The organism is Nocardiopsis sp. NPDC057823 (assembly GCF_042797335.1).
Lineage (GTDB): Bacteria > Actinomycetota > Actinomycetes > Streptosporangiales > Streptosporangiaceae > Nocardiopsis > Nocardiopsis changdeensis.
Genome location: NZ_JBHVLR010000001.1, coordinates 576075 through 599433 on the forward strand (window position 1 = coordinate 576075; position 23359 = coordinate 599433).

The window sequence follows — 23359 nt, forward strand, 5'->3', positions numbered from 1 at the left end:
GCCGCCGTGTCGTACCAGCACACACCACCGACCGCGCCCCGCGAGCCCGCGACACGGCTCACCAAGGGCATCCGGACCCGTCCCGGGACCCGGCGCGGACCCCACCCGACGGGGTGCTCCCGCACGGTGACCCCGGCGGTTCCGCCGATCCGATCCGAACACAAGGTGGCAGACCGTGAAACGGCGTGAACAGAGCCAGACCGAACAGCTCAGGCAGGCCCTGGCCGAACGCGAGGCCCAGCTCCAGGAGGCCCGCGCCCGCCTTGCGGCGCTGGAGGACTCCACGTCGCTGCAGGTGGGGCGCGCGCTCACCGCCGCGGCCAAGAAGCCCGGCCGTTCCCTGGTCCGCCTCCCGCGCGACCTCTACCGCCTGTGGCGGCGCAGCGGCACCACCCGCCACTCCCAGCAGCAGCGGCGCCCCGGCGCAGAGCCGGTGCGCTCCTTCGACGCCGACCGCCAGGAGGCCCGCCTGCTGGCCGGGGCCGCCGGTGGGGCCTCCGACCTGCTCATCGCCGCCACCGCCCTGGGGCCGCAGGTCCAGCGCGCCCTGGACCCCTACATCCGCTCGATCCCGCTGCGCCCCCACGACGCGCAGATCGTCATGGACGGCGTCGACGTCGACCTCGTCCTGGTCTCCGCCTCCGCCGCGGCACCCGGCTCGCCGTGGGCGCACGTGGGCGACCCCGCCGCGGCGGACCGCACCCGCGCGCTGCACTGGGTACTGGAGTCCGCGGCCGCCCGCGGCATCCCCACCCTGCTCCTGGACGACGCGCCCACCGCACCGGGCCTGCGCGCCCTGGGCTTCACCCGCGTCCACCGGGGCGACGCGGGGGTGCCCCTGCACCTGTTCAACCCGGTCGCGGCCGAGCTGGCCGAGGGCCCCGAGACCGTGTTCGTCCGCGACACCCCGGCCGAGCCGGTCCCCGACATCCTCACCGGGCTGGGCGCCGGGGCGGTCGACGCCGACGCCCCCGGCCTGGCCGACGCCCTGCGGGCCGCACGCGTCGCCGTGGTCCCCGCCCGGGGCCCGCGCGCCGAGGCGCTGGGCCGCCGCGCCCAGGCCTGCGGTACCCGGCCCGTCCCGCACGACCCGGTCGCCGAGGAGACCGGCGAGACCGAGGGACTGGCCGTCACCGTGCCCCGGCTGCGCGCCGCCGCGCCCACAGCCTCCGAGCAGCGCACCATGCTCCGCGAGGTCTTCCTCGCCGACGCCACCCCGGTCCGGCTCGCCGAGATCCTCGCCGGGCTGGACTTCCCGCCCGGCACGCCCGGCCCCGAGCTGCCCCTGCGCGGCCGCGCCGTCGCCGTCCTGGCCGACCCGGCGGGGGAGTCCGAGGCCGAGGACCTGGCCGACTCCCTGCTGGCCTCGCGCCTGCGTCCGGCCGAGGTCGTCGTCCCCGACACCGCCGGCCGCCTGCCCGGCGTCCAGCGCCTGCGCTCCGAGGGCGTCACCGTCCGCACGGCCCGGTTCAGCACCCCGGACACCCCCGAGGAGCTGACCCGGGGCGACGACCGCACCGTCCACCTGGGCGGGCTGGGCCCCGAGCGGTGGGCCGTCCTGGCCGACCGCGCCACCGCGCCCTGGGCCCACCTGTGGACCGGTCCGGTGGGTCCGGACCGCCTGGTGGACCTGGTCTGCGCCGTGGAGTGCTCCGACGCCGACGCCGTGGGCACGGTCGCCGCCCCGGCCGCCGCGGCGGGGGACCGCGGCCTCTTCGACCGCCCCACCGGCGAGCAGTACGTCTTCGTCAGCTCCCTGACCCCGGAGCTGGCCCGCACCGCCCTGGTGCGGCGGGGCTGGAACCCGGCGGAGTGGAACCGCCGCGGCACCCGCCTCCTGGCCCTGGGCCCCGACCACGGCCCCGGGACCGACCGGGACGCCAGGGGACCCGCCCACACCGCGGCGGACGCCCCGACCGGCGCCGTCGGATGACCCCCGGCCGCCTCGACCGCCCGGTACGGGCCATCCGCAAGCATCCGAAGGGAAGAACGTGAGCACACCTCCTCCGCGCGCACTCTTGTACGGGGACGTGGACCTGAACATCATCGACGGTTCAGCGATCTGGGCGCAGTCGATGGCGCAGGCCCTGGCCGCCGCCGGATGCGAGGTCACCCTGCTGTTGAAGGCCCCCGTGCGCACCGACCGCCTCATCGCGCCGCTGGCGGGGGCGCCCGGCATCCGCCTGCTGCGCCCCTACGAGGACAAGCTGGTCCCCGACGCCGGGCCGCGCGGCCTCACCCCCGAGCAGGCCGTGTCCCTGCTGGTCTCCCGGCACGAGCGGACCCCGTTCGACCTCGTGGTCGTGCGCGGCAAGCGGCTGGCCGGGCTGGCCGCCCAGGAGGAGTCCCTGGCCGGACGGCTGTGGACCTACCTCACCGACTTCCCGCACGCCGTGGACGGGCTCACCGCCACCGCGGTCGCCGAGCTCACCGAGATCGCCCTGGCCTCCCGGTTCCTGCTCTGCCAGACCGAGGAGCTGCGCGCCTTCCTGGAGTCGTCGGTGCCCGCCGCCTGCGGCCGCTCGGTGCTGTTCCCGCCGGTGGTCGTGGTCCCCGAGGACGCCCGCGCCGACGGGCAGGTGCACGCCCGCGCCCGCCTGGCCTACACCGGCAAGTTCGCCCCGGCCTGGAACACCCTGGAGATGACCGGGCTCCCGGCCGCCCTGGAACGCCGCGGTGTGGACGCCGAGCTGGTGATGATCGGCGACAAGGTCCACGCGGACCCCGCCGACTGGTCCAAGCGCATGCGCAAGGCCCTGGAGAACACCCCGGGCGTGGACTGGCGGGGCGGCATGCCGCGCGCCGACGCGCTGCGCGCCTCCGCCGAGTGCGACTTCGGCCTGTCCTGGCGCGACCCCTCCATGGACGCCAGCCTGGAGCTGTCCACCAAGGTCCTCGAACTGGGCGCGCTGGGCCTGCCGGTGATCCTCAACCGCACCCCCATGCACGAGGCCATGCTGGGCGCCGACTACCCGCTGTTCGCCGGGGCCGACCTGGACTCGGTGGCCGAGGCGGTCGCCCGCGCCTACCACGACCGCTCCGTGTACGCCGACGCGGCCGCCCGCTGCCGGGCCGCCGCCGAGGACCACACGCTGGAGCGCGCCGCCGAGCGCCTGCGCGGCCACCTCGCCGAGGCGCTGCCGCCCGCCCCCGCCGGCGCGGACACCGAGCGCCCGCTCAAGGTGGTCGTGGCCGGGCACGACATGAAGTTCTTCACCCGGCTCGCCGAGTACCTGTCCTCGCTGCCCGGCCTGGACGTGCGCATGGACGAGTGGGAGGGGCTGGGCACCCACGACCAGTACCGGTCCCGGGAGCTGGCCGGATGGGCCGACGTGGTCATCTGCGAGTGGTGCGGGCCCAACGCCCTGTTCTACGCCAAGTGGAAGCGGCCCGACCAGCGGCTCATCGTCCGCCTGCACCGGTTCGAGCTGTACGCGGAGTGGCCGCGCAAGCTCGACATCGACAAGGTCGACGCGGTGGTGTGCGTCAGCCCGCACTACGCCGACCTCACCCGGGAGATCACCGGCTGGCCCGCCGACAAGGTCGTGGTGGTCCCCAACTGGGTCGACGACGAGCAGCTGGCCCGGCCCAAGCTCCCGGGGGCGGAGTACTCCCTGGGCATGATCGGCATCGCGCCCTCCCGCAAGCGGCTGGACCGGGGCCTGGACGTGCTGGCGGAGCTGCGCCGCATGGACCCGCGCTACACGATGTCGGTCAAGACCAAGCAGCCCTGGGACTACTGGTGGATCTGGAACCGCCCGGAGGAGCGCGCCTACTTCGAGCGCGTCTACCGGCGGATCCAGCGCGACGAGAACCTGGCCGGGGCGGTGGTGTTCGACCCGTTCGGCCCCGATGTGGCCACCTGGCTGCGCCGGGTCGGGTTCATGCTCTCCACCAGCGACGACGAGTCGTTCCACCTGGCTCCGGCCGAGTGCGCCGCCTCGGGCGGCGTGCCCGCCCTGCTGCCCTGGCCCGGGTCCGACACCATCTACGACCCGCACTGGATCCACGGCGACGCGGTGGCGATGGCCGAGGCCATCCACGCGACGGTGCGGGAGGGGCGGTTCGCGGCCGAGGCCGAGCGGGCCCGCGCCGAGGTGGTCAAGGCGTACGGCCTGGGCCGGGTCCGGTCGCTGTGGACCGACCTGGTGGTGCGGGGCAAGGTCCCGGTCCCGGCCGGAGCCTGAGCACGCCGTCCGCCGCCGCACGCCACCGCTCCCGGCGGGTCCCGCGGCCCGCGGGACCCGCCGGGAGCGGGCCGTCCGCGGCCGCGGGGCGGGTCATACGGGGCCGGTCATCTTGGACAGGCCGCCGGCCCCGGCGGGCAGGAACAGCGCGAAGGTGGTCGGCCGGGCCTGCACCAGCTCGATCCGGGCGCCCTCGGACTCGGCGATGTGCCGGGCCAGGGCCAGCCCCAGCCCGGTGCCGCCGCCCCCGCTGACCTCCCGTTCGAAGATCCGGCCGGACAGGTGCTCGGGCACGCCCTCGCCCTCGTCGCTGACCTCGATGCGCACCGACTGCCCGGTGTCGATGCGGCGGATCGTCACCGTGCCCGCCCCGTGCTTGTAGGCGTTCTCCACCAGGGTCGCCAGGATCTGGGCCAGGTCGGTGGGCACGGTCATCGCGGTCAGCCCCGGCGACCCGGTCACCAGGAGCTTGCGGTTCTCCTGCTGGAAGACCGGGGCCCACTCGGCCTGGAGGTGGTTGAGGACCGGGTCCAGCTGGACCGCCTCCACCTCCGGGTTCTGGCTCTTGCGGGCCCGGCCCAGCAGGCTCTCGACGGTCTCCACCAGCCGCTCGGTCTGGGCGAGGGCGGCCTCGCCCTCCTCCCGGACCACGTCGGGGTCGTCGGCCTCGGCGACGATCTCCTCCAGGCGCATGGTCAGCGCCGTGAGCGGGGTGCGCAGCTGGTGGGAGGCATCGGTGGCGAAGTGGCGCTCGGTCGCGATCAGCCCGGCGATGCGCTCGGCGCTGCGGTCCAGCACCTCGGCGACCCGGTCGGCCTCCGGGATGCCGTAGCGGTGGCCCCACGGCGTGGTCACCCCCGACCCCAGGCGCTCGGCGGTGGCCGCCAGGTCGACCAGCGGCAGCGTGAGCCTCCGGGCCTGGAACATCGACAGGCCCACCGCCACGCCGATCGCCAGCAGGGACAGCGAGGCGATGCCCAGCCAGGCGCGCACCACGCTCTGCTGGACCACCTCGCCGCTCATCCACACCTCGACCACCGTGCCCCGCCCGGTCGTGGCCGTGGCCCGCAGCAGGGGCGGGGCCTCCGGCGCGTTCGGGTCCAGGGCGGGGTTCCCGGCCGTCACGGTGCTCGAACCGTCCGCCGTCGTGATCCGGATGAACCGTTCGGGGTGGTCCCGGTCGAACTCGGCGAGGTTGATCTCGCCGTGGATCTCCAACATGGTGTCGCTCTCGGCGCCGATCAGCTCGGCCTCGCCCAACAGGGCGCGACTGCTCTCGTCGTGCACCAGCTTGTAGGTGAGCGCACCCAGGGGCAGGCCGAGCAGCATGACGGCGATGACGGTCACCACCAGGGTGGAGAAAACCATCCGCCTGCGCATGTCACCTCATGTTCGTCCGACCGGGAGACGGCCGAGGCGCGTCGGACACACGGTCCGATCAGTCCCGCTCGAAGCGGAAGCCGACGCCCCGGACGGTCGTGATGTACGACGGCTGGTTGGCGTCGTCGCCGAGCTTGCGCCGCAGCCAGGAGATGTGCATGTCGAGGGTCTTGGTCGAGCCCCACCAGTTGGTGTCCCACACCTCGCGCATGATCTGCTCGCGTGTGACGACCTTGCCCGCGTCGCGCACCAGCACGCGCAGCAGGTCGAACTCCTTGGTGGTGAGCTGGAGCTCGCGCTCGCCCAGCCAGGCCCGGCGGGAGTCGTTGTCGATGCGCACGCCGTGGACGACGGGCACCTCCGCCCCGCCCCGGCGCAGCAGCGCGCGCACCCGGGCCAGCAGCTCGGCCAGCCGGAAGGGCTTGGTGACGTAGTCGTCGGCGCCGGCGTCGAGGCCGACCACGGTGTCGACCTCGTCGGCGCGGGCGGTCAGGATGAGGATCGGCGTTCCGTGGCCCTCGGCTCGCAGCCGACGCGCCACTTCGAGCCCGTCCATCTCGGGCAGACCCAGGTCGAGGACCATCAGATCGATGTCCCCCGCACGGGCACGGTCGAGTGTCTCAATGCCGTTGACGGTCACGTCCACCGTGTAGCCCTCGCGTCGGAGTGCGCGCGCGAGAGGCTCGGAGATCGAGACATCGTCTTCGGCCAGCAAAACGCAGGTCATGATGTCGATCGTAGGTCCGGGGTCACGCATTTCCCTATTATGCGCGCCGGATGGCCCAAGGTTGGCCGAAAATACGGTATTCGCATACCGGACAAATAGTTCAGTTGCTCAATTCGTGTGCTTTCTTTGCCCTTGCTTGGTGAAAACCCGGTTCTTGGTGAAGTGGTGTGCGTTCGGTGGCCGGTGTGCGCCGTGGGGTCACCGTTTCCCGGAGTCGGCGGTCGTTTCCTGGGGCAAGGGGTGATCCGGAAGGAAAAGCGGCGCCATCCCGGCGGCCCGGGTTCACGGGGAGAACGCGCGGGCCGAAGTCGTGCACGTGTCGCGACGGGGGAATTGTTCACTCTGAGTGACAATATGGTGATGGATGGTTATCGCCGTCCGTCGTCCCATTCCAGCAGGATCATCCGCCCCGCGCCGGCGACCGGTGCCCGGGGAGCCGAGGAGCATTCCGATGACCCGAGCAGGCACTCTGCGCGCCGCGGCCGCCGCCGTCGCCCTGGCCCTGCCCCTGACCCTGGCGGCCCCGGCCACCGCCGCACAGGACGCCCGGGAGCCGGCCGGCACGGCCGCCGCGGAGCGCGGCGCCCTCTCCGTCCGCCACTACTACACGACCTGGCGCGACGCCCGCTCCTACTGGTCGGCGGACACCCGCTACGCCACCAGCGGCTGGCTGTGGGCCGGCCGGCACTACTTCTTCTGCCAGACCGAGGGCACCGCCCACTCCGACGGCGAGGGCGCGTTCTCCACCTGGTGGGTGCTCACCGACGACGACACCGGCAACCGCGACGTGTTCGTCAGCGCCACCGCCCTGCGCGTCGCCGAGCCGTGGAAGCCCGTCGAGGGCCTGCCCCGCTGCTGACCCGGGGCACCGGCCCCGGAACGCGGAAGGGCCCCGCCGGACGGATCCGGCGGGGCCCTCGGCTCACGGGGTCAGGCGTCCGGAGCGGTGTCGTCCGCCGGCGCCGCCTTGCGCTTGCGGCCCAGGTACAGGGCCGCGCCGCCCGCACCGGCCGCGACCACGGCCGCCGCGACCAGGCCGAGGACCGCGGTGCCGGTCCTGGGCAGCGAGCCGTTGCCGTTCCCCGGCTTGGGGCTCTGGCTCGCCGGGTCGGAGGGCTTGCCGCTCGGCCCGTCGGTCGGTCCGGCCGTGGGGCCGTCCGTGGGGGAGGGCGACGGGGACGGGGAGGGGGACGGGCTCGGCCCGGTGCCCGGCTCGGGGACGGTCGCCTCCTCGCCCACGATGATGCGGCCGGAACCGCCCTCGGGGTAGGCGGCCTCGGTGATCCGGCCGTCCAGGGTGCCGGTGACCAGGCGCTCCAGAGCACCCTGGTAGGTGGAGCCCACCACGGTGTAGTCCGCCCCGCGGAAGGGGTACAGGTCGCCGCCCCGGGCGGAGAAGTCGTTGGTCACCACGGTGACCGGGTCGCCGTCCACGACCTCGCCGTCCTCCACGATCACCGTTCCGTCGTGCAGGATCACGTTGCGGACCCGCTCGCCCGGTGTCGTGATGGTGCCGTCCGCCGCCGCCACCTGGGCGGTCCGCTCCGGGTCGTAGGCGAAGTTCACGCCCGCCACCTGCATGAAGGCGCCGCTGGCCGTCGGGGCGGCGGCCACGCCCTGCTCCAGCAGCTCCTTGATCTGGGAGCGCGGGAGGTCGGGCACCACGGCCACCTGGTTGGCGAACGGGGCGATGGCGTAGGTGTCCAGCGCGGTCAGCGGCCCGGCCGGGATCACCGAGGCGTTGCGGATGCCGCCGCCGTTCTGGATGCCGATCTGCGGCTCGGGCACCCCGTACTGCGCGGCGTTGCGGACGCCGGTGTCCAGCAGCCCGTCGGCCACCAGGTTCCCCAGGTTGGTCTCCTGGGTCCGGACGCCCGGGTTCTGGACGCCGTTGAGGTCCACCTCGCTCTGGGCGACCACGGTCTCGGCCAGCTCGGCCACGTGGTCGGAGACCGGCTTGGTGACCTGCGCCTCGACCTCGGGGTGCGGGGCGACCGCGTCGTCGCCGGTGCCCGAGACGCGGACGGCGCCGGAGCGGTCCGACACCGACGTCACGTTGCCCTCGGCGTCGAAGTTCAGGACCAGCAGGCCCACGTACTTGTAGTTGGAGCCCGCGGTGACGATCGGCACGGTCTCGCCGTCCGGGTTCGTGGCGAGCAGCGGGTAGGACAGCGGCTGCCCGGTGTCCGGGTGGACGGTGACCTCGTCACCGGGGACCAGGGCGTCGTCCGCGTTGGCCATGACCTCGTGGCCGCCGCCCGAGACGATCGCGTCGATCCCGGTCAGCTCCCGGGCGACCCGCTCCTCGTAGGTGATGTTCTGCAGGTGCGAGATCATGATGATCTTGTCCACGCCCGCCGCGTCGAGGCGGTCGACCTCGGCCTGGACCGGGGCGACGAGGTCCTCGACCACCACGCCGCGCGGGCTGGTGATGGTGGCCAGCGGCGGGTACAGCGCACCGACGATGCCGACCTGCTCCCCGCCCGTCTCGACGACGGTGCTGGGCGCGATCCGCCCGGCCTCCTCCAGGGCGGCCAGCGACGGCTCCTTGGAGACGTCCACGTTGGCGGCCACCACCGGGACGTCCGGCAGCTGCTCGATGAACTCGGCGTACACGTCCGGGCCGAAGTCGAACTCGTGGTTGCCCATGGAGACCGCGTCGTAGCCCGCGTACCGCGCGGCCACCGCGTCGTAGAACGGGGCGCCGTCCTCGCGGGAGGCGGCGAACTCCGGGCCGGGCAGGTACATGTCGCCGGAGTTGACGGTCACCACACCGCGGTCCTCGGCCTCGTCCGCACCGGCCAGGGCCCCCGACTCCTCCGCCGCGCGCAGCTCGTTGACGAGGGTGGTGAACCGGGCGGCGCCGCCGAAGTCCTCCTGTCCGGAGGCGGCCAGCAGCTGAGACTCCGGGTCGTTGGCGTGCAGGAGCGACAGCGTGAACGCGGTGTCGCCCGCGGGCTCCATCGGGGCGGCTCCCGCCGCGGGGGCCAACGGCACCGTGAAAGCGCCGGTCAGCATCAGTGCGGCCGAGGCGCGCACGAGTCTGGACATGGGTTCCGTGCTCCTTCGTGGGGGATCGGGGGATCGTCGTGATGTGCCGCTCGGGGTGGAAGCGGGCCCAGAGACGCAACCCTAGATGTGATCGCTCCGGGGGTCATGGGCCCCAGGGTTACGATTTGTAGAATCTGTCGGACTGAAGCAGATTTTTCGACCCGTCCGTATCACCGGGTCCTGCACCTCGTCCCACCCCCGGCCCCTACCATGAGGGGTGCCGGTGACCCCGAAACCCCTTGGAGGACGGTCGTGGCTCCCCCTGGCAAGGACCCCTACGAGCCCGAGCATGGGGGCCTTCCCGACTTCGAGGCGAGCTTCGCCGCCCTGCGCCCGGACGCGCCCCTGCCCCGGCGGGTGGCGGTCGTGCGCATCCTCATGTTCATCGGCGGGGCCTGCGGCATCGCGATGGCGCTGCTCTTCCTCCAGGGTCTGGTCCTGCCCCAGGAGCAGATGGAGGAGGCGCTGGCCGTCCAGGCCGAGGCGCTCGCCCAGCAGGGCGTGCGACTGGAGCTGGGTGTGGAGGCCATGCGGGCCATGATCCTCGTCCTGGCCCTCGTCACCGGCGTCTACGGGGTGCTGTCCACCCTGCTGGCCGCCCGCATCAGGCGGCGCACGGTCGGCGTCTTCTGGGGCGTGGTGCTCTTCCACGGCGCCGCGGGGGCGCTGCTCGCCTGGAACCTGTTCGCCGGCGCCTGGGAGGCCGTCGTGCCGCTGGGCTTCGCGGTGTACATGATCGCCGTCATGTTCGGGCGCGACGCCCGCGCCCACTACGGCCTGCTCTGACCGAAGAGGCGCAGCCCCTGCCGGGGCGGCTCCGGCGGGCGCACCGCCACCTCCGTCCAGGACCGCTCCAGCAGCTCGCGCACCGTCGCCGCACCGTCCAGGGCCAGCACCCCGCGCAGCAGCCCGCCCGCGTCCGGCCGCTCCCCGGGGTCCTTGGCCACGGCCGCCTCGACCACCTTCTTCAGCCCCGGCGGCAGGTACTCCAGGTCGGGCTCCTCGAACAGCACCCGCCGGGCCATCTCCCTGGCGTCGGCCCGGCCGAACGGGTCGTGGCCCAGCGCGGCGAACGCCACCGTCGCCCCCCACAGGAACACGTCCGAGCCCTGCGTGGTGGGCTGGCGGGAGTACTGCTCGGGGCTGATCCACCCGGGGGTGCCCAGCTTGTCCACCCAGGCGGCGACCCGCCGGTCGGGCAGGGTCTCGGGCGAGGGCAGCCCGAGGTCGCGGTAGGCGCGGCGCATCCGCCGCAGCCGGATCCACTTGGTGGGGTCGGGGTCCTCCACCGGGTGCGCGATCCCGAAGTCCACCAGCTTGGGGCCCTTCGCCGACAGCACCACGTTGCTCGGCTTGAGGTCCCGGTGGACCACCCCGGCGGCGTGGATGGCGCGCAGGGCCTCGGCGGTGCCCGCGGCGACCCCGAGCAGCATCCCCTTCTTCAGCCGGCCGAACCGCTCCACGTGGTGGCGCAGCGTCGGGCCGGGCACGTACTCGGTGATCATCCACGGCAGGTCGGCCTGCACGTCGGCGCGCACGAACCGCGCCACCGAGGGGCTGTTCACCCGCGCCAGCAGCCGCGCCTCCAGGGCGAACCGGTCCCGGAACCGGTGGTCGGACGCCTGCTCGGGGTGGATCACCTTGACCGCCATGTAGCCGCCGCTCCCGGGGGAGGCCGCGGCGTAGACGGTGCCCATGCCCCCGGAGCCGACCCGGCCCACGATCCGGTGGCCGCCGACCTCCTCCGGGTCGCCGGGTTCCAGGGGGTGGAGCCTGCGGATGCCGCGCGCCTTCATGGGGACTCCGATCACGGGGGACGTGGCGGGAGTCTATCCGCGGGGCCCCGTCCGAAACCGGGACCGCGGACCGCCCGTTCGATATAAAGGAGGACGGAATCCCCCTTCCCCCAGAGGAACCGCTTGGACGTCACACTCGCCGACGGTCGCACGATCCCCCTGAGCCGCGGGCTGGCCGAGGCGGTGCTGGGAGCCTCCCCGCTGCCGGACGCCCCGCACGTGTGGTCGCCGGTGTACCTGGGGGCGCCCGGCAACGCGGCGCTCATCGACCTGGGCCTCGCGGAGCGCACCCGCCAGGGGTTCCTGGGGCTGACCCCCCTCGGCCACGAGGTCCGCGCGCGCCTCCAGGACCCGCGCCCGGAACGGGTGACCCTGGACCCCGGGCTGTCGGGCGACCGGAAACGGGCACTGCTGGTGGCGCTGGCCGACCCCGGAGCGGGGCCCGGACCCCGGGGGAGGCGCTGGACCGCCCCGCGGGTGGTCTACGCGGCGGCCATCGCATTCCTGGCCGTTCTGCTCCCTTCGGCGGATCCGCCCCTTATCGCGTACATCCCCGTGGCCGCGGTCCTGCTCGCCGTCATCACGGTCTCCTCGCACCTGGCCGACCGGGAACGCGAGCGCCGCGATCCCCGTCGTGTCCTGGAGTCCCTGGCCGACCACTACGTCCTCCAGGAGCAGGTGGAGGGGGAGTACCGGGTGCTGCTGGAGCGCACCCGCGCCGCCGTGGACGCCGTCCTGGAGTCGGCGCCGCACCGCGAAGGGCTGCTCCTCGACACCGTTCGCAACCGGGTGGTGCTGGCCGAGACCGAGTGGACCATCGCCCGCGGCCTGGCCCGCCTGTCCGGCGAGGCGGCCCGCGCCGACGGCACCCCGATCGCGGGCGAGCGCTCCCGGGCCGCGGCCGAGCGGGCCCGCGCCGCCCTGGCCGAGGAGCGCGGCCACCTCGAAAGGCGGATCGGGCTCCTGGAGGAGTACGCGGCGGGTGTGCGCTCCTTCGAGGCCGAACGCGCCGACGCTGCCTCGGCGCGCGAGTTCGACGCGATCACCGACCGGGTCCTGGAGTCCGGCGCCGCCCACGGCCTCCACGACGAGGCACTGGCCTCCCTGGTCCGCGCCCAGGAACTCGCCCTGCGCCTGTCCGACCTCACCGGCCCCGAACGGCCCCGCCCCTGACCGCGGCGGCACCCGCCCCGGCCCGGGGGTCGGGAGGCGTTCCCGAACGTCGGCGGGGTCTGGCAGGCTCGGGGGAGGAGAGGAGGCCGCCGTGAAACCCGCCCGTTTCGTCGACGCCGCCCTGTGGTTCCCCGAGGCCGTGGAGACCGAGCCCTTCGGTCCCGGCATCCTCGTCCACAAGGTGTGCGACCGGATGTTCACCCTGCTGTGGGAGGGGGAGGACCCCCGTGTCAACCTCAAGTGCGACCCCCTGCACGCCCTGGAGCTGCGCGACCGCTTCCCCGGCGTCACGCCCGGCTACCACATGAACAAGGACCACTGGAACACCGTCACCCTGGACGGCACCGTCCCCGAGGACGAGATCCTGGAGATGCTGCGCGACTCCTACGTGCTGGTCGCCCGCGGGCTGCGCAGGGCCGACCGGGAGCGCGTGCTGGCCGCGCTCGGCGACGGCCTGCCCGAGGCCGGCTGACGGAGAGGAGCCCGGGTGCCCGAGGAGAAGCGCGCCCCCGCCGTCGTCCAGGGCGTCCTGGAGCGCATCACCTACGCCAACGAGGAGACCGGCTACACCGTCGCCCGCGTCGACACCGGGCGCGGCTCCGCCGACCTGCTCACCGTGGTCGGCGCCCTCATGGGCGTGCAGCCGGGCGAGGCCCTGCGCATGCACGGCCGGTGGGGCTCCCACCCCCAGTACGGCCGCCAGTTCCACGTGGACGACTACACCACCGTGCTCCCCGCCACCGTCCAGGGCATCCGCCGCTACCTGGGCTCGGGCCTGATCAAGGGCATCGGCCCCAAGATGGCCGAGCGCATCGTCGGGCACTTCGGGACCGACGCCCTCGACGTCATCGAGCAGGAGCCCGGGCGCCTCATCGAGGTGCCCGGACTGGGTCCGAAGCGGACGAGGCTCATCGCCGAGGCGTGGGAGGAGCAGAAGGCCATCAAGGAGGTCATGGTCTTCCTCCAGGGCGTCCAGGTCAGCACCTCGCTCGCGGTGCGCATCTTCAAGAAGTACGGCGAGGCCTCCATCGAGGTCGTCCAGAAGGAGCCCTACCGCCTGGCCACCGACGTGTGGGGCATCGGCTTCAAGACCGCCGACACCATCGCGCAGGCCGTCGGCATCCCCCACGACAGCCCCCAGCGCGTCATGGCGGGCATCCAGTTCACCCTCTCGGAGTCCACCGGCGACGGGCACTGCCACCTGCCGGAGGAGAAGCTCATCTCCGCCGCCGTCAAGATCCTGGGCGTCGACTCCGGCCTGGTCATCGAGTGCCTGTCCCGGCTGGTGGAGGAGGAGGGCGTGGTCCGGGAGGAGGTCCCCGGCCCCGACGGGGAGCCGGTGCGGGCGATCCACCTGGTGCCCTTCCACCGCGCCGAGGTCGGCGCCGCCGCCGGACTGCTCACCCTGCTGAACCACCCGCACGACCGCATGCCCGCCTTCGCGGACGTGGACTGGGACGTCGCCCTGGACTGGCTGCACAGGCGCACCGGAACCGAGCTCGCCGAGGAGCAGCGCGCCGCCGTGATCCAGGCGCTCACCCGCAAGGTCGGCGTCCTCACCGGCGGCCCCGGCTGCGGCAAGTCCTTCACGGTCGCCTCCATCGTCACCCTCGCCGCCGTCAAGGGCGCCAAGGTGGTGCTGGCCGCCCCCACGGGCCGGGCGGCCAAGCGCCTCACCGAGCTGACCGGGCACGAGGCCGCCACCGTCCACCGCCTGCTGGAGCTGCGCCCGGGCGGCGACGCCTCCTACGACCGCGACAACCCCCTGGACTGCGACCTGCTCGTGGTGGACGAGGCGTCGATGCTGGACCTCATCCTCGCCAACAAGCTCATCAAGGCCGTCCCGCCCGGCGCCCACCTGGTGCTGGTGGGCGACGTCGACCAGCTGCCGTCGGTGGGCGCCGGGCAGGTGCTGCGCGACCTGCTCGCCGAGGACTCGCCCCTCCCCAGCGTCCGCCTCACCCGGGTGTTCCGGCAGGCGCAGCAGTCCGGGGTGGTCACCAACGCCCACCGGATCAACCGCGGCGAGCCCCTGCTCTTCGAGGGCATGCGCGACTTCTTCCTCTTCCCCTGCGAGGAGTCCGAGGACGCCGCGGCCATGGCCGTCGACGTGGTCGCCCGCCGCATACCGCGCACCTTCGGCCTGGACCCGCGCCGCGACGTGCAGGTCCTCACCCCCATGAAGGGCGGGCCCGCCGGGGCCGGCAACCTCAACACCGCGCTCCAGGAGGCCCTCACACCGGCGGGGGAGGGGGTGCCCGAGCGCCGCTTCGGCGGCCGCGTCTTCCGGGTCGGCGACAAGGTCACCCAGATCCGCAACAACTACGACAAGGGGGCCAACGGCGTCTTCAACGGCACCCTCGGCGTCGTCACCGGCCTGGACCCGGTCGCCCAGGAGCTGACCGTGCGCACCGACGAGGACGAGGAGATCGCCTACGACTTCGCCGAGCTCGACGAGCTCGCCCACGCCTACGCCATCACCGTGCACCGGTCCCAGGGCAGCGAGTACCCGGCCGTGGTGATCCCGGTCACCACCAGCTCGTGGATGATGCTCCAGCGCAACCTGCTCTACACCGCCGTCACCCGCGCCAAACGCCTGGTCGTGCTGGTCGGCTCGCGCCGCGCCCTGGCCCAGGCGGTCCGCAACGCCTCCTCCGGGCGCCGCCACACCGCACTGGCGCACCGGCTGCGCGGATACGCTCAGGGATCGTGGACCGAGACACCCTGATCGTCGTGGGCGCGGCCATCATCCGAGATGGCCGCATCCTGGCCGCCCAGCGCGCCGAACCCGCCGCCCTGCGCGGCCGCTGGGAGTTCCCCGGCGGCAAGGTCGACCCCGGCGAGAGCCCGGCCGACGCCCTGGTGCGCGAGTGCCGGGAGGAGCTGGGGGTCACGGTCCGAGCCCGGGAGGCGGTCGGCGCCGACGTCCCCTTCCCGGCGACCCCGGGGCGCACCAGGCCCGCCGTGCTGCGGCTGCTGCGCGCCGACCTCGTCGAGGGCGAGCCCCGGGCCCTGGAGCACCTGTCCCTGCGCTGGCTCGCCGCCGCCGACCTGGACGGCCTCGACTGGCTCCCGGCGGACGTGCCGTTCCTGGGGACGATCGGGGACCTGCTCGCCCCCCGCGACACACCCCGCGGCGAACCTCCGTCCGCCGCCGGGTGAACTCTCGGCGTCCGCGGGATGATTCGGCCCCGCGCCGCCGTTGACCCTGTGGGCGTGAGTCGGGGTGACCTGTGCGTTTCCCGACCAGCCCCCCATGACCGCATAAACTGGCAACGGGCCGTGGCATCCTGCGGTCTCTACCCGGTATCAGGAGATCGAGACTTTTCCATGTCCACCGTCACGCCCGTCCAGGGCTCCGCCCGCCGTAGCGACCTTCGCAACGTCGCCATCGTGGCCCACGTCGACCACGGTAAGACGACCCTCGTGGACGCCATGCTCTGGCAGTCCGGTGTCTTCCGCGAGAACCAGGACGTGGACGACCGCGTGATGGACTCCAACGACCTGGAGCGCGAGAAGGGCATCACCATTCTCGCCAAGAACACGGCCGTCCACTACACCACGCCCGAGGGCGAGGACGTGGTCATCAACATCATCGACACCCCGGGCCACGCCGACTTCGGCGGCGAGGTCGAGCGCGGCCTGTCGATGGTCGACGGCGTGGTCCTGCTCGTGGACGCCAGCGAGGGCCCGCTCCCGCAGACCCGCTTCGTGCTCCGCAAGGCCCTCAAGGCCAAGCTCCCCGTCATCCTCGTCATCAACAAGGTGGACCGGCCCGACAGCCGCATCGCCGAGGTCGTGGACGACACCTACGAGCTGTTCATGGACCTGGACGCCGACGAGTCCCAGATCGAGTTCCCGATCGTCTACGCCTGCGCCCGCGACGGCAAGGCCTCCCTGGAGCGCCCGGCCAACGGCACCGTTCCGGACAACGACAACCTGGTGCCGCTGTTCTCCACCATCCTGGACACCATCCCGGCGCCCGAGTACGTCCCGGACGCGCCGCTCCAGGCCCACGTCACCAACCTCGACGCCTCCCCGTTCCTGGGCCGCCTGGCGCTGTGCCGCGTCCAGCAGGGCGAACTGCGCAAGGGCCAGCAGGTCGCGTGGATCCGCACCGACGGCACCACCCAGCAGGTCAAGATCACCGAGCTGCTCATGACCGACGGCCTGGAGCGCAAGCCCGCCGAGAAGGCCGGCCCCGGCGACATCGTCGCCATCGCGGGCATCGAGGACATCATGATCGGCGAGACCCTCGCCGACCTGGAGAACCCGGTCCCGCTGCCGCTCATCACGGTGGACGAGCCGGCCATCTCCATGACCATCGGCACCAACACCTCGCCGCTGGTCGGCAAGGTCAAGGGCGCCAAGGTCACCGCCCGCCTGGTCAAGGACCGCCTCGACAAGGAACTGGTCGGCAACGTCTCCCTGCGCGTGCTGCCCACCGAGCGCCCCGACGCCTGGGAGGTGCAGGGCCGCGGCGAGCTGGCGCTGGCCATCCTCGTCGAGCAGATGCGCCGCGAGGGCTACGAGCTGACCGTCGGCAAGCCGCAGGTGGTCACCAAGGTCATCGACGGCAAGGTCCACGAGCCGGTGGAGCGCCTGACCGTGGACGCCCCCGAGGAGTACATGGGCGCCATCACCCAGCTCCTCAGCGTCCGCAAGGGCCGCATGGAGAACATGGTCAACCACGGCACCGGCTGGGTGCGCATGGACTGGCTGGTGCCCTCCCGCGGCCTCATCGGCTTCCGCACCGAGTTCCTCACCGAGACCCGCGGCACCGGTATCGCCCACCACGTGTTCGAGAAGTTCGAGCCGTGGTTCGGCGAGCTGCGCACCCGCCCCAACGGCTCCCTGGTGGCCGACCGGGCCGGCGCCGCCGTGGCGTTCGCGATGTTCAACCTCCAGGAGCGCGGCACGCTGTTCGTCGAGCCGGGCACCGAGGTGTACGAGGGCATGATCGTCGGCGAGAACGCCCGCGCCGACGACATGGACGTCAACATCACCAAGGAGAAGAAGCTCACCAACATGCGCTCGGCCACGGGCGACGAGCTGGTGCGCCTGGTGCCGCCGCGCAAGCTGTCCCTGGAGCAGGCCCTGGAGTTCTGCCGCGAGGACGAGTGCGTGGAGGTCACCCCCGAGCACGTGCGCATCCGCAAGGTCATCCTGGACCAGAAGGAGCGCGGGCGCATCACCGCCAACAAGAAGCGCCAGCAGCAGTAGCCGCGGCCTTCCGGGGGCTCCTCCCCGACGGGTGGGCGGGTCGCGTCGCGGCCCGCCCACCGGCGTTTTCCGGCCAGGTCACACGGGTAGACCGCTATGACATGAAGACCGATCCCTCGTGTCCCAGGTGCGGGCGCGCGGTCCGGCCTCCGGGGTTGTGGACCAGCGCGTGGCAGTGCGACGCACACGGCCCGGTCACACCTCTGCAACCGGTCCGCCAGCCCGGCCCCGCCGTCCTGGAGGCCCTCCTGCCCCAGGCCCGCGTCCCGGTGTGGATCCCCTGGCCGCTGCCCACCGGGTGGGTGGTCACCGGGTTCGCAGAGGCGGGCGACGACCGCAGCGGGGCGCTGGCGACCGCCGTGGCCCTGTCCGGACCCGACCCGCTGGGCGGTGTCGGCGAGGCCGTCGTCGTCGCGGAGGCCCCCGGGATCGGCCTGGGCGCCCGCCTGGCCGGACTGGAGGGGCCCGACGCCGGCGACGGGTTCGACACCCGGGCGCCCGACGCCAAGGTGCGCTTCGAGGGCCACGAGATCCCGCTGTGGAACCTCGACCTGGGCCGCGAGCGCGCCGGCTACACCGGGGAGGCGCTCTCCCAGTGGCTGTGGGTGGTGTTCGCCACCGCCGACACCGCCCTGCTGATGTGCGAGATCGGCTCCCTGCGGGACCTGCGCGACATCAAGGACGGCGGGGTCGCGCTGGAGCCGCCCTTCGGCGCGCCCAGCCCGTTCCTGGCGTCGGCGCTGGCGCCTCGCTCCGCCTGAGCGGGGCGGCCCCGGCCGCCGGACCGGTGCCCGGCCGGCCCGGCGCGGTGGCCCGATCCGGGCCGGGGCTTAGTACGATCAGCCGGTGACACGTATCGACCTGCACTCCCACAGTTCCGTCTCCGACGGCGGCGATGCTCCGGAGGAGGTCATCGGGTACGCCGTCGCCGCGGGCCTGGACGTCCTCGCCCTCACCGACCACGACACCGTCGGCGGCGTCGAGGCGGCCGCCGCCGTCCTGCCGCCCGGCTTCACCCTGGTCCCGGGCATGGAGCTGTCCTGCGCCTACCGGGGCTCCAGCGTCCACCTGGTGTCGTACCTGTTCGACCCGGACGACGCCGACCTCAACGAGGAGCTGCGCCGGGTCCGCTCCGACCGCGCCTCGCGCGCGGAGGAGATGGTCCGCAAGCTCCAGGCGAACGGGGTGGACGTCACCTGGGAACGGGTGCTGGAGATCGCGGGCGCCGGACACGCCGAGTACGCCGACGCCAACACCATCGGCCGCCCCCACCTGGCCCGCGCGATCGTGGAGGCCGGGGCCGCCCGCGACGTACAGGACGCCTTCGACCGGTGGATCGGCTCCGGCGGACCCGCCTACGCCTCCCGGTACGCCATCGACCCGGTGCGCGCCGTCCGGCTCGTGCGGGCGGCGGGCGGGGTGTGCTCCCTGGCCCACCCGGCCCGGGCCGAGGGCGCCCTCAACGGGTCCGTGCCCCTGGAGCTGGTCGAGCGCATGGCCGCCGCCGGCCTGGGCGGCATCGAGGCCGACCACCCCTCGCACAACAGCGCGCAGACCCGCCACTGGCGCGGTGTCGCCGCCGACCTGGGAGTGGTGGTCACCGGCTCCAGCGACGACCACGGCTCCCTCACCGGGCACCGCCTGGGCGTCCGGACCACCGCGCCGGAGGCGTTCGAGGAGCTGGTGGCGCCGGCCACGGGGGTCCCCCTGATCAGGGGCTGAGGGTGTCGGTTCACCCTGTGGGTTCGGTACGGTACGGACCACCGTGCGCGGGCGCGACAATGGTCGCAGCGCAATCACCCATATCGGACTAAGTGAGAGGTCTGACGCCGTGTTCTGGAAGCGGAAGTCGAAGAAGCAGGACGGCCCGGAGGCCACCGATTCCGCTGCGGAGGCCGCGGTGGACGACACGGCGGAGGACGCCGAAGAGGCCGGGGAGGCCGAGGGGGCGGCCGGAGCCGCGCAGGCCACCGAGGACGGGAAGGCCGACAAGGGCGAGAAGGACGAGAAGTCCGAGAAGGACCGGAAGGCCGAGGAGGACACGGAGGCGGAGGCCGGCGACGCCGACGCGGACGACGACTCCGAGGACACGGGCTCCGAGGACACGGGCTCCCGGGACGACGCCGAGGCGGAGGCCGACCGGGACACCGGCGAGGACTCCGACGACGACTCCGAGGCCGAGGACGACGAGGCCGGGACCTCAGACGACATCTTCGCCGACGACACCGAGGAGGCCGGTGTCACCGGTCCCGACTCCGAGGGCATCACCCGGGTCCGCGCCGCGGTCACCTTCGAGTTCGACGACGAGAAGTTCGAGTACATCGGCAACACCTGGATCGTCCAGGCCGACGACGACGGCGTCATCGTCATCGACCCGGGCCCCGACGCCGAGGCCGTCCTGGAGGCCGTGGGCGAGCGCGAGGTCTACCTCGTGGCCTGCACCAACGCCTACGCCCCGCACATCGAGTCCGCGGTGAAGATCGTCGAGGAGACCGAGGCCCCGGTCGCCCTGCACCCCCGCGAGATGCGCCTGTGGCGCCGTCAGCACGGCGCCGAGCACCGCCCCGACTACGAGGTCGAGGGCGGCGGTTCCATGACCATCGGCGACCTCCAGATCGACGTCGTGGCCCTGCCCGGCACCTCCCCGGGCACCGTCGGCTACTCCATCAGCCAGCTCGGCGTCGTCTTCTCCGGCGACACCCTGCGCAAGGGCGAGCCCGGCATGGTGGGCAACACCTACATCGACTACACGACCCAGCTCGCCTCCATCGGCGAATCGCTGCTGTCGCTGCCCCCGGACACCCGCATCCTGCCCGACCGCGGCCCGGCCACCAACGTGGTCGCCGAGAGCAAGAACTTCGACTCCTGGGTCTGACCCCGCCCGGGGTCCGCACCCGTCCGGACACCACGGCGCCCCGGCCCCCTCGCGGGGACCGGGGCGCCGCGGCGTGCGCGGTCAGCGGCGGCCGACCGACTCCACCTCGTTCCAGAACGCGGTGAACGCGCTGGCCGTGGTCTCGGGGGCCTCCACGTTGGGGGAGTGGCCCGCGCCGGGCACCACGATCCGCCTGGCGTCCAACCGCTTGGCCATGTCCTCCTGGAGGGAGGGCTCCCACGCGTCGTCGTTCTCGCCGTACATCACCAGGGCGGGCAGCCGCAGCGCGGCCAGCTCCTCGACCCGGTCGCGGGCTCCCAGCAGGTCCTCGGCGCAGCGCAGCAGGCCCAGGGCGCTGCTGTGCACCAGCCGGTCGCGCAGGAAGGAGCGGACGCCCTCGTCGGGGGTGCGCTGACGCGCCTCGGCGTCGAACCGCTCCTCCCACAGCTCCTCCAGGCGTTCCCGGGAGGGGTCCATGGACAGCGCGGCGATCAGGGCGCGGGTGCGCATCGCCGCCTGGCCCGGCAGGGCGGCGGGGCCGCTGCACAGCAGCGTCAGCGAGGCCAGGTCGGCCATGCCGCTCAGCGCGGTCTCGCGCACCACCAGGCCGCCGAAGGAGTGGCCCACCAGGTGGACGGGCATCCGCCCGCCGACCTGCTCGACGACCTCGGCGACGACCTCGCCCAGCGAGGCCAGCCGGTAGTCGGGGGCCCGCACGCCGGGCGGCGGGGTGAGGGTCTCCGGGCCCGGCGACCCGTAGGTCCCCGGAAGGTCGATCGCGACCACCTCCCGACCGCCCTGGGCCAGGGTCTGGAGGATCGCGATGAAGTCCTCCTTGCTGCCGGTGTAGCCGTGCACGAGCACGGCGGGCGCCAGCTCGGCGCCCCCGGAGACGGGCAGCGCCCGCAGGGCCGCCACCGGGCCGTAGGACAGGTCGAGGTCGACCCGCCGCACGCCCGGCGGCAGGTCGAGGAACTTAGGTGTACTCACGTCCGGTCACCCTAGACGATGGCGGCCCGCTCCGGGGCGGAGCGGGACCGTGATCTCCCACGTCGGCGCGGCACCGGCCGGTACCGCGCCGCCTGTGCGCCGCGGCCCCCGTCCGGGTGCCGCGGCCGTGCCCTCTCCGGCCCGGCGGGCCGGACCGGTCAGGTGTTCTCGGGGTCGCGGCGGACGGCCGAGCCGCTGCGGGTGCGGCGGCGACGGCGGACCGTGCGGGTGCCCTCGCCCCCCTCGCCCTTGTCGGCCACGGGGGCGGCCGGGGCCGCCGCGGGCGCCTCGGCCCGCTTCTCCGCGCGCTTGTCGGCTGCGGGCGCCTCGGCGCCCGCGGCCACGCTCTCACCGCCGCGGGTGCGCCGGCGCGAGCGCCCGCTCCTGCCGCCGCGGCGGCGGCCCTCGCCGCGCTCCTGGTCGCCCGAGCGGTCCCGGTCCCGGTCGCGGCCGCCGCGGCCGCGCTGGGTGCGGGGCCCGCCGGTGTCACCGATGTCCTCGATCTCCTCGGCCTCCAGGCCGGCGTGCTCGGCGCGCTTGTCGGCGGCCAGCCGCCCCTTGGTGCCCGCGGGGATGTTGAGCGCCTCGAAGAAGTGCTTCGAGGTGGAGTAGGTCTCCTCCGGCTCGGTGAACCCCAGGTCCAGCGCGGCGTTGATGAGCTTCCACCGCGGCATCTCCTGCCAGTCCACGAACGTGACGGCGGTGCCGGTGCGCCCGGCCCGGCCGGTGCGGCCGATCCGGTGCGTGTAGGTCTTCTCGTCCTCGGGCGTCTCGTAGTTGACGACGTGGGTGACGTCGTCCACGTCGAGCCCGCGGGCGGCCACGTCGGTGGCGACCAGGATGTTGATCTTGCCGTTGCGGAAGGCGCGCAGCGCCCGCTCGCGCTGGCTCTGGCCCAGGTCGCCGTGGACGGCCGCGACCGCGAACCCGCGGTCCTTCAGCTCGCCCGCGACCCGGTCGCACGCCCGCTTGGTCTGGCAGAAGACCATGCTCTGCCCGTGGTCCTCCGCCTGGAGGAGACGGGCCAGCATCTCGATCTTGTCCATCTGGTGGGTGCGGAACGCGTGCTGCGCGATCCGGCTGGTGATCGCCGACCCGTCGATCTCGTTGTCGTCGCCGGCCCGCACGTGGGTGGGCCGCCGCAGGTACTTGCGGGACAGGGAGACGATCTCGCTCGGCATGGTCGCCGAGAAGAGCATGACCTGGCGCTCGGCCGGGATCTTGGTGAGGATGCGCTCGATGTCCGGCAGGAAGCCGAGGTCGAGCATCTTGTCGGCCTCGTCCAGGACCACCGCGGCGACCCCGTCCAGCCGCAGGTGCTTCTGGTTCTCCAGGTCGAGCAGGCGGCCCGGGGTGCCGACGACGACGTCGACGCCCTCCTTGAGGCCGTTGATCTGCGGCTCGTAGGAGCGGCCGCCGTAGACGGTCAGGATCCGGGCGCCGCTGCGCTTGCCGGCGGTGGTCAGGTCGGCCGCGACCTGGATGGCCAGCTCACGGGTGGGGACCACGATCAGGGCACGGGGGCTCTTGGAGGTCCCGGGGGCCTCCTGGGCCCGCTGGAGCAGGGGGAGCCCGAAGGCCAGCGTCTTGCCGGTACCGGTCCGGGCCTGTCCGATGATGTCGCTGCCGCCGAGGGCGATCGGCAGGGCCAGCTCCTGGATGGGGAAGGGCTCGATGATCCCCTCGGCCTCCAGGGCGTCGGCGATCTCGGTGCTCACGCCGAGGTCGCGGAAGGTGATGCGGGGCTGTTGTGTCTCGTCTGTGCTGCTCAGGGCTCAGGCCTCCATCTTGGCGGTACACGAACTGCGTGTCCGCGTCGGGATGCGGTCGCGTGCGGCTTCGGGGGCCGCCGCGGAAGGCGCGGCTCGCCGTCCGTTCCGGTCGGAACGGGGCGGCGGCGCTGCCGTCGGATCCGCGGCCCGGGGGCTCCCGGCCGGAGATCGGATCCATCCGCTCG

General features: G+C 73.6%; 18 protein-coding genes. 12 read left to right on the forward strand and 6 right to left on the reverse strand.

The genetic code is table 11. The annotated features are described in order from the left end of the window. Positions 1 to 175: 175 nt before the first annotated feature. Positions 176 to 1933 (forward strand): hypothetical protein, encoded by a 1758-nt coding sequence (locus tag ACFVNO_RS02700; RefSeq protein ID WP_355256522.1) that lies wholly within the window; start codon positions 176 to 178, stop codon positions 1931 to 1933. Positions 1934 to 1991: 58 nt separating this feature from the next. Beyond that, positions 1992 to 4187 carry a glycosyltransferase gene (locus ACFVNO_RS02705; protein ID WP_355256525.1) on the forward strand — a complete coding sequence of 732 codons (2196 nt, stop codon included), beginning with the start codon at positions 1992 to 1994 and terminating at the stop codon, positions 4185 to 4187. A 93-nt stretch (positions 4188 to 4280) separates the two neighbouring features. Here ACFVNO_RS02705 and ACFVNO_RS02710 read toward each other — a convergent pair whose 3' ends face one another. Together ACFVNO_RS02710 and ACFVNO_RS02715 are read right to left on the reverse strand one after the other, a co-directional pair. Beyond that, positions 4281 to 5567: a HAMP domain-containing sensor histidine kinase gene (locus tag ACFVNO_RS02710; RefSeq protein ID WP_220564970.1), complete on the reverse strand. Its 1287-nt coding sequence runs from the start codon at positions 5565 to 5567 to the stop codon at positions 4281 to 4283. A 58-nt stretch (positions 5568 to 5625) separates the two neighbouring features. Then, positions 5626 to 6294 carry a response regulator transcription factor gene (locus ACFVNO_RS02715; RefSeq protein ID WP_017570862.1) on the reverse strand — a complete coding sequence of 223 codons (669 nt, stop codon included), beginning with the start codon at positions 6292 to 6294 and terminating at the stop codon, positions 5626 to 5628. Between the two features lie 451 nt (positions 6295 to 6745). Here ACFVNO_RS02715 and ACFVNO_RS02720 point away from each other — a divergent pair, with 451 nt between their 5' ends. Further along, on the forward strand, positions 6746 to 7153 hold the full coding sequence (locus tag ACFVNO_RS02720; RefSeq protein ID WP_355256528.1) for a hypothetical protein: 408 nt from the start codon (positions 6746 to 6748) through the stop codon (positions 7151 to 7153). 71 nt (positions 7154 to 7224) lie between these two features. On the opposite strand, the gene ACFVNO_RS02725 is transcribed toward ACFVNO_RS02720, so the two are convergent. Next, on the reverse strand, positions 7225 to 9345 hold the full coding sequence (locus tag ACFVNO_RS02725) for a 5'-nucleotidase C-terminal domain-containing protein (protein ID WP_355256531.1): 2121 nt from the start codon (positions 9343 to 9345) through the stop codon (positions 7225 to 7227). A gap of 252 nt (positions 9346 to 9597) precedes the next feature. Between ACFVNO_RS02725 and ACFVNO_RS02730 the strand changes: the two genes are divergently transcribed. Next, complete coding sequence (locus tag ACFVNO_RS02730) at positions 9598 to 10131, forward strand: hypothetical protein (RefSeq protein WP_355256534.1); 534 nt, start codon at positions 9598 to 9600, stop codon at positions 10129 to 10131. Here the strand turns inward: ACFVNO_RS02730 and ACFVNO_RS02735 are convergent. Further along, a complete protein-coding gene (locus ACFVNO_RS02735; protein WP_355256536.1) occupies positions 10116 to 11141 on the reverse strand; it encodes a serine/threonine-protein kinase in 1026 nt (341 codons plus the stop codon). The two genes, ACFVNO_RS02730 and ACFVNO_RS02735, sit on opposite strands and share 16 nt — an antisense overlap. 123 nt (positions 11142 to 11264) lie before the next feature. Between ACFVNO_RS02735 and ACFVNO_RS02740 the strand changes: the two genes are divergently transcribed. From ACFVNO_RS02740 to ACFVNO_RS02775, 8 genes are all read left to right on the forward strand, one after another. Continuing rightward, entirely contained in the window at positions 11265 to 12314 is a 1050-nt protein-coding gene (locus ACFVNO_RS02740) for a hypothetical protein (RefSeq protein ID WP_378888678.1), read from the forward strand. A 91-nt stretch (positions 12315 to 12405) separates the two neighbouring features. Next, entirely contained in the window at positions 12406 to 12786 is a 381-nt protein-coding gene (locus tag ACFVNO_RS02745) for an MmcQ/YjbR family DNA-binding protein (protein WP_355256542.1), read from the forward strand. Positions 12787 to 12801: 15 nt separating this feature from the next. Then, positions 12802 to 15042, forward strand: a complete 2241-nt coding sequence (locus ACFVNO_RS02750) for an ATP-dependent RecD-like DNA helicase (protein ID WP_378888681.1) — start codon at positions 12802 to 12804, stop codon at positions 15040 to 15042. After that, the gene (locus ACFVNO_RS02755; protein ID WP_355256548.1) at positions 15024 to 15476 is read left to right on the forward strand and encodes a (deoxy)nucleoside triphosphate pyrophosphohydrolase; all 453 of its coding nucleotides are present in this window, start codon (positions 15024 to 15026) and stop codon (positions 15474 to 15476) included. The genes ACFVNO_RS02750 and ACFVNO_RS02755 overlap by 19 nt, the downstream gene beginning before the upstream one ends. Before the next feature lie 168 nt (positions 15477 to 15644). Beyond that, a complete protein-coding gene (gene typA, locus ACFVNO_RS02760) occupies positions 15645 to 17537 on the forward strand; it encodes a translational GTPase TypA (RefSeq protein WP_378888684.1) in 1893 nt (630 codons plus the stop codon). Between the two features lie 101 nt (positions 17538 to 17638). After that, on the forward strand, positions 17639 to 18298 hold the full coding sequence (locus ACFVNO_RS02765; protein ID WP_355256554.1) for a DUF6758 family protein: 660 nt from the start codon (positions 17639 to 17641) through the stop codon (positions 18296 to 18298). Between the two features lie 85 nt (positions 18299 to 18383). Beyond that, the gene (locus tag ACFVNO_RS02770) at positions 18384 to 19259 is read left to right on the forward strand and encodes a PHP domain-containing protein (RefSeq protein WP_355256557.1); all 876 of its coding nucleotides are present in this window, start codon (positions 18384 to 18386) and stop codon (positions 19257 to 19259) included. Positions 19260 to 19368: 109 nt separating this feature from the next. Beyond that, positions 19369 to 20412 carry an MBL fold metallo-hydrolase gene (locus tag ACFVNO_RS02775; protein ID WP_378888688.1) on the forward strand — a complete coding sequence of 348 codons (1044 nt, stop codon included), beginning with the start codon at positions 19369 to 19371 and terminating at the stop codon, positions 20410 to 20412. Between the two features lie 81 nt (positions 20413 to 20493). Here the strand turns inward: ACFVNO_RS02775 and ACFVNO_RS02780 are convergent, their stop codons facing one another. Both ACFVNO_RS02780 and ACFVNO_RS02785 read right to left on the reverse strand, forming a co-directional pair. Further along, the gene (locus ACFVNO_RS02780) at positions 20494 to 21402 is read right to left on the reverse strand and encodes an alpha/beta hydrolase (protein ID WP_355256563.1); all 909 of its coding nucleotides are present in this window, start codon (positions 21400 to 21402) and stop codon (positions 20494 to 20496) included. Between the two features lie 158 nt (positions 21403 to 21560). Beyond that, entirely contained in the window at positions 21561 to 23120 is a 1560-nt protein-coding gene (locus ACFVNO_RS02785; protein WP_378888691.1) for a DEAD/DEAH box helicase, read from the reverse strand. Between the last annotated feature and the right edge of the window lie 239 nt (positions 23121 to 23359).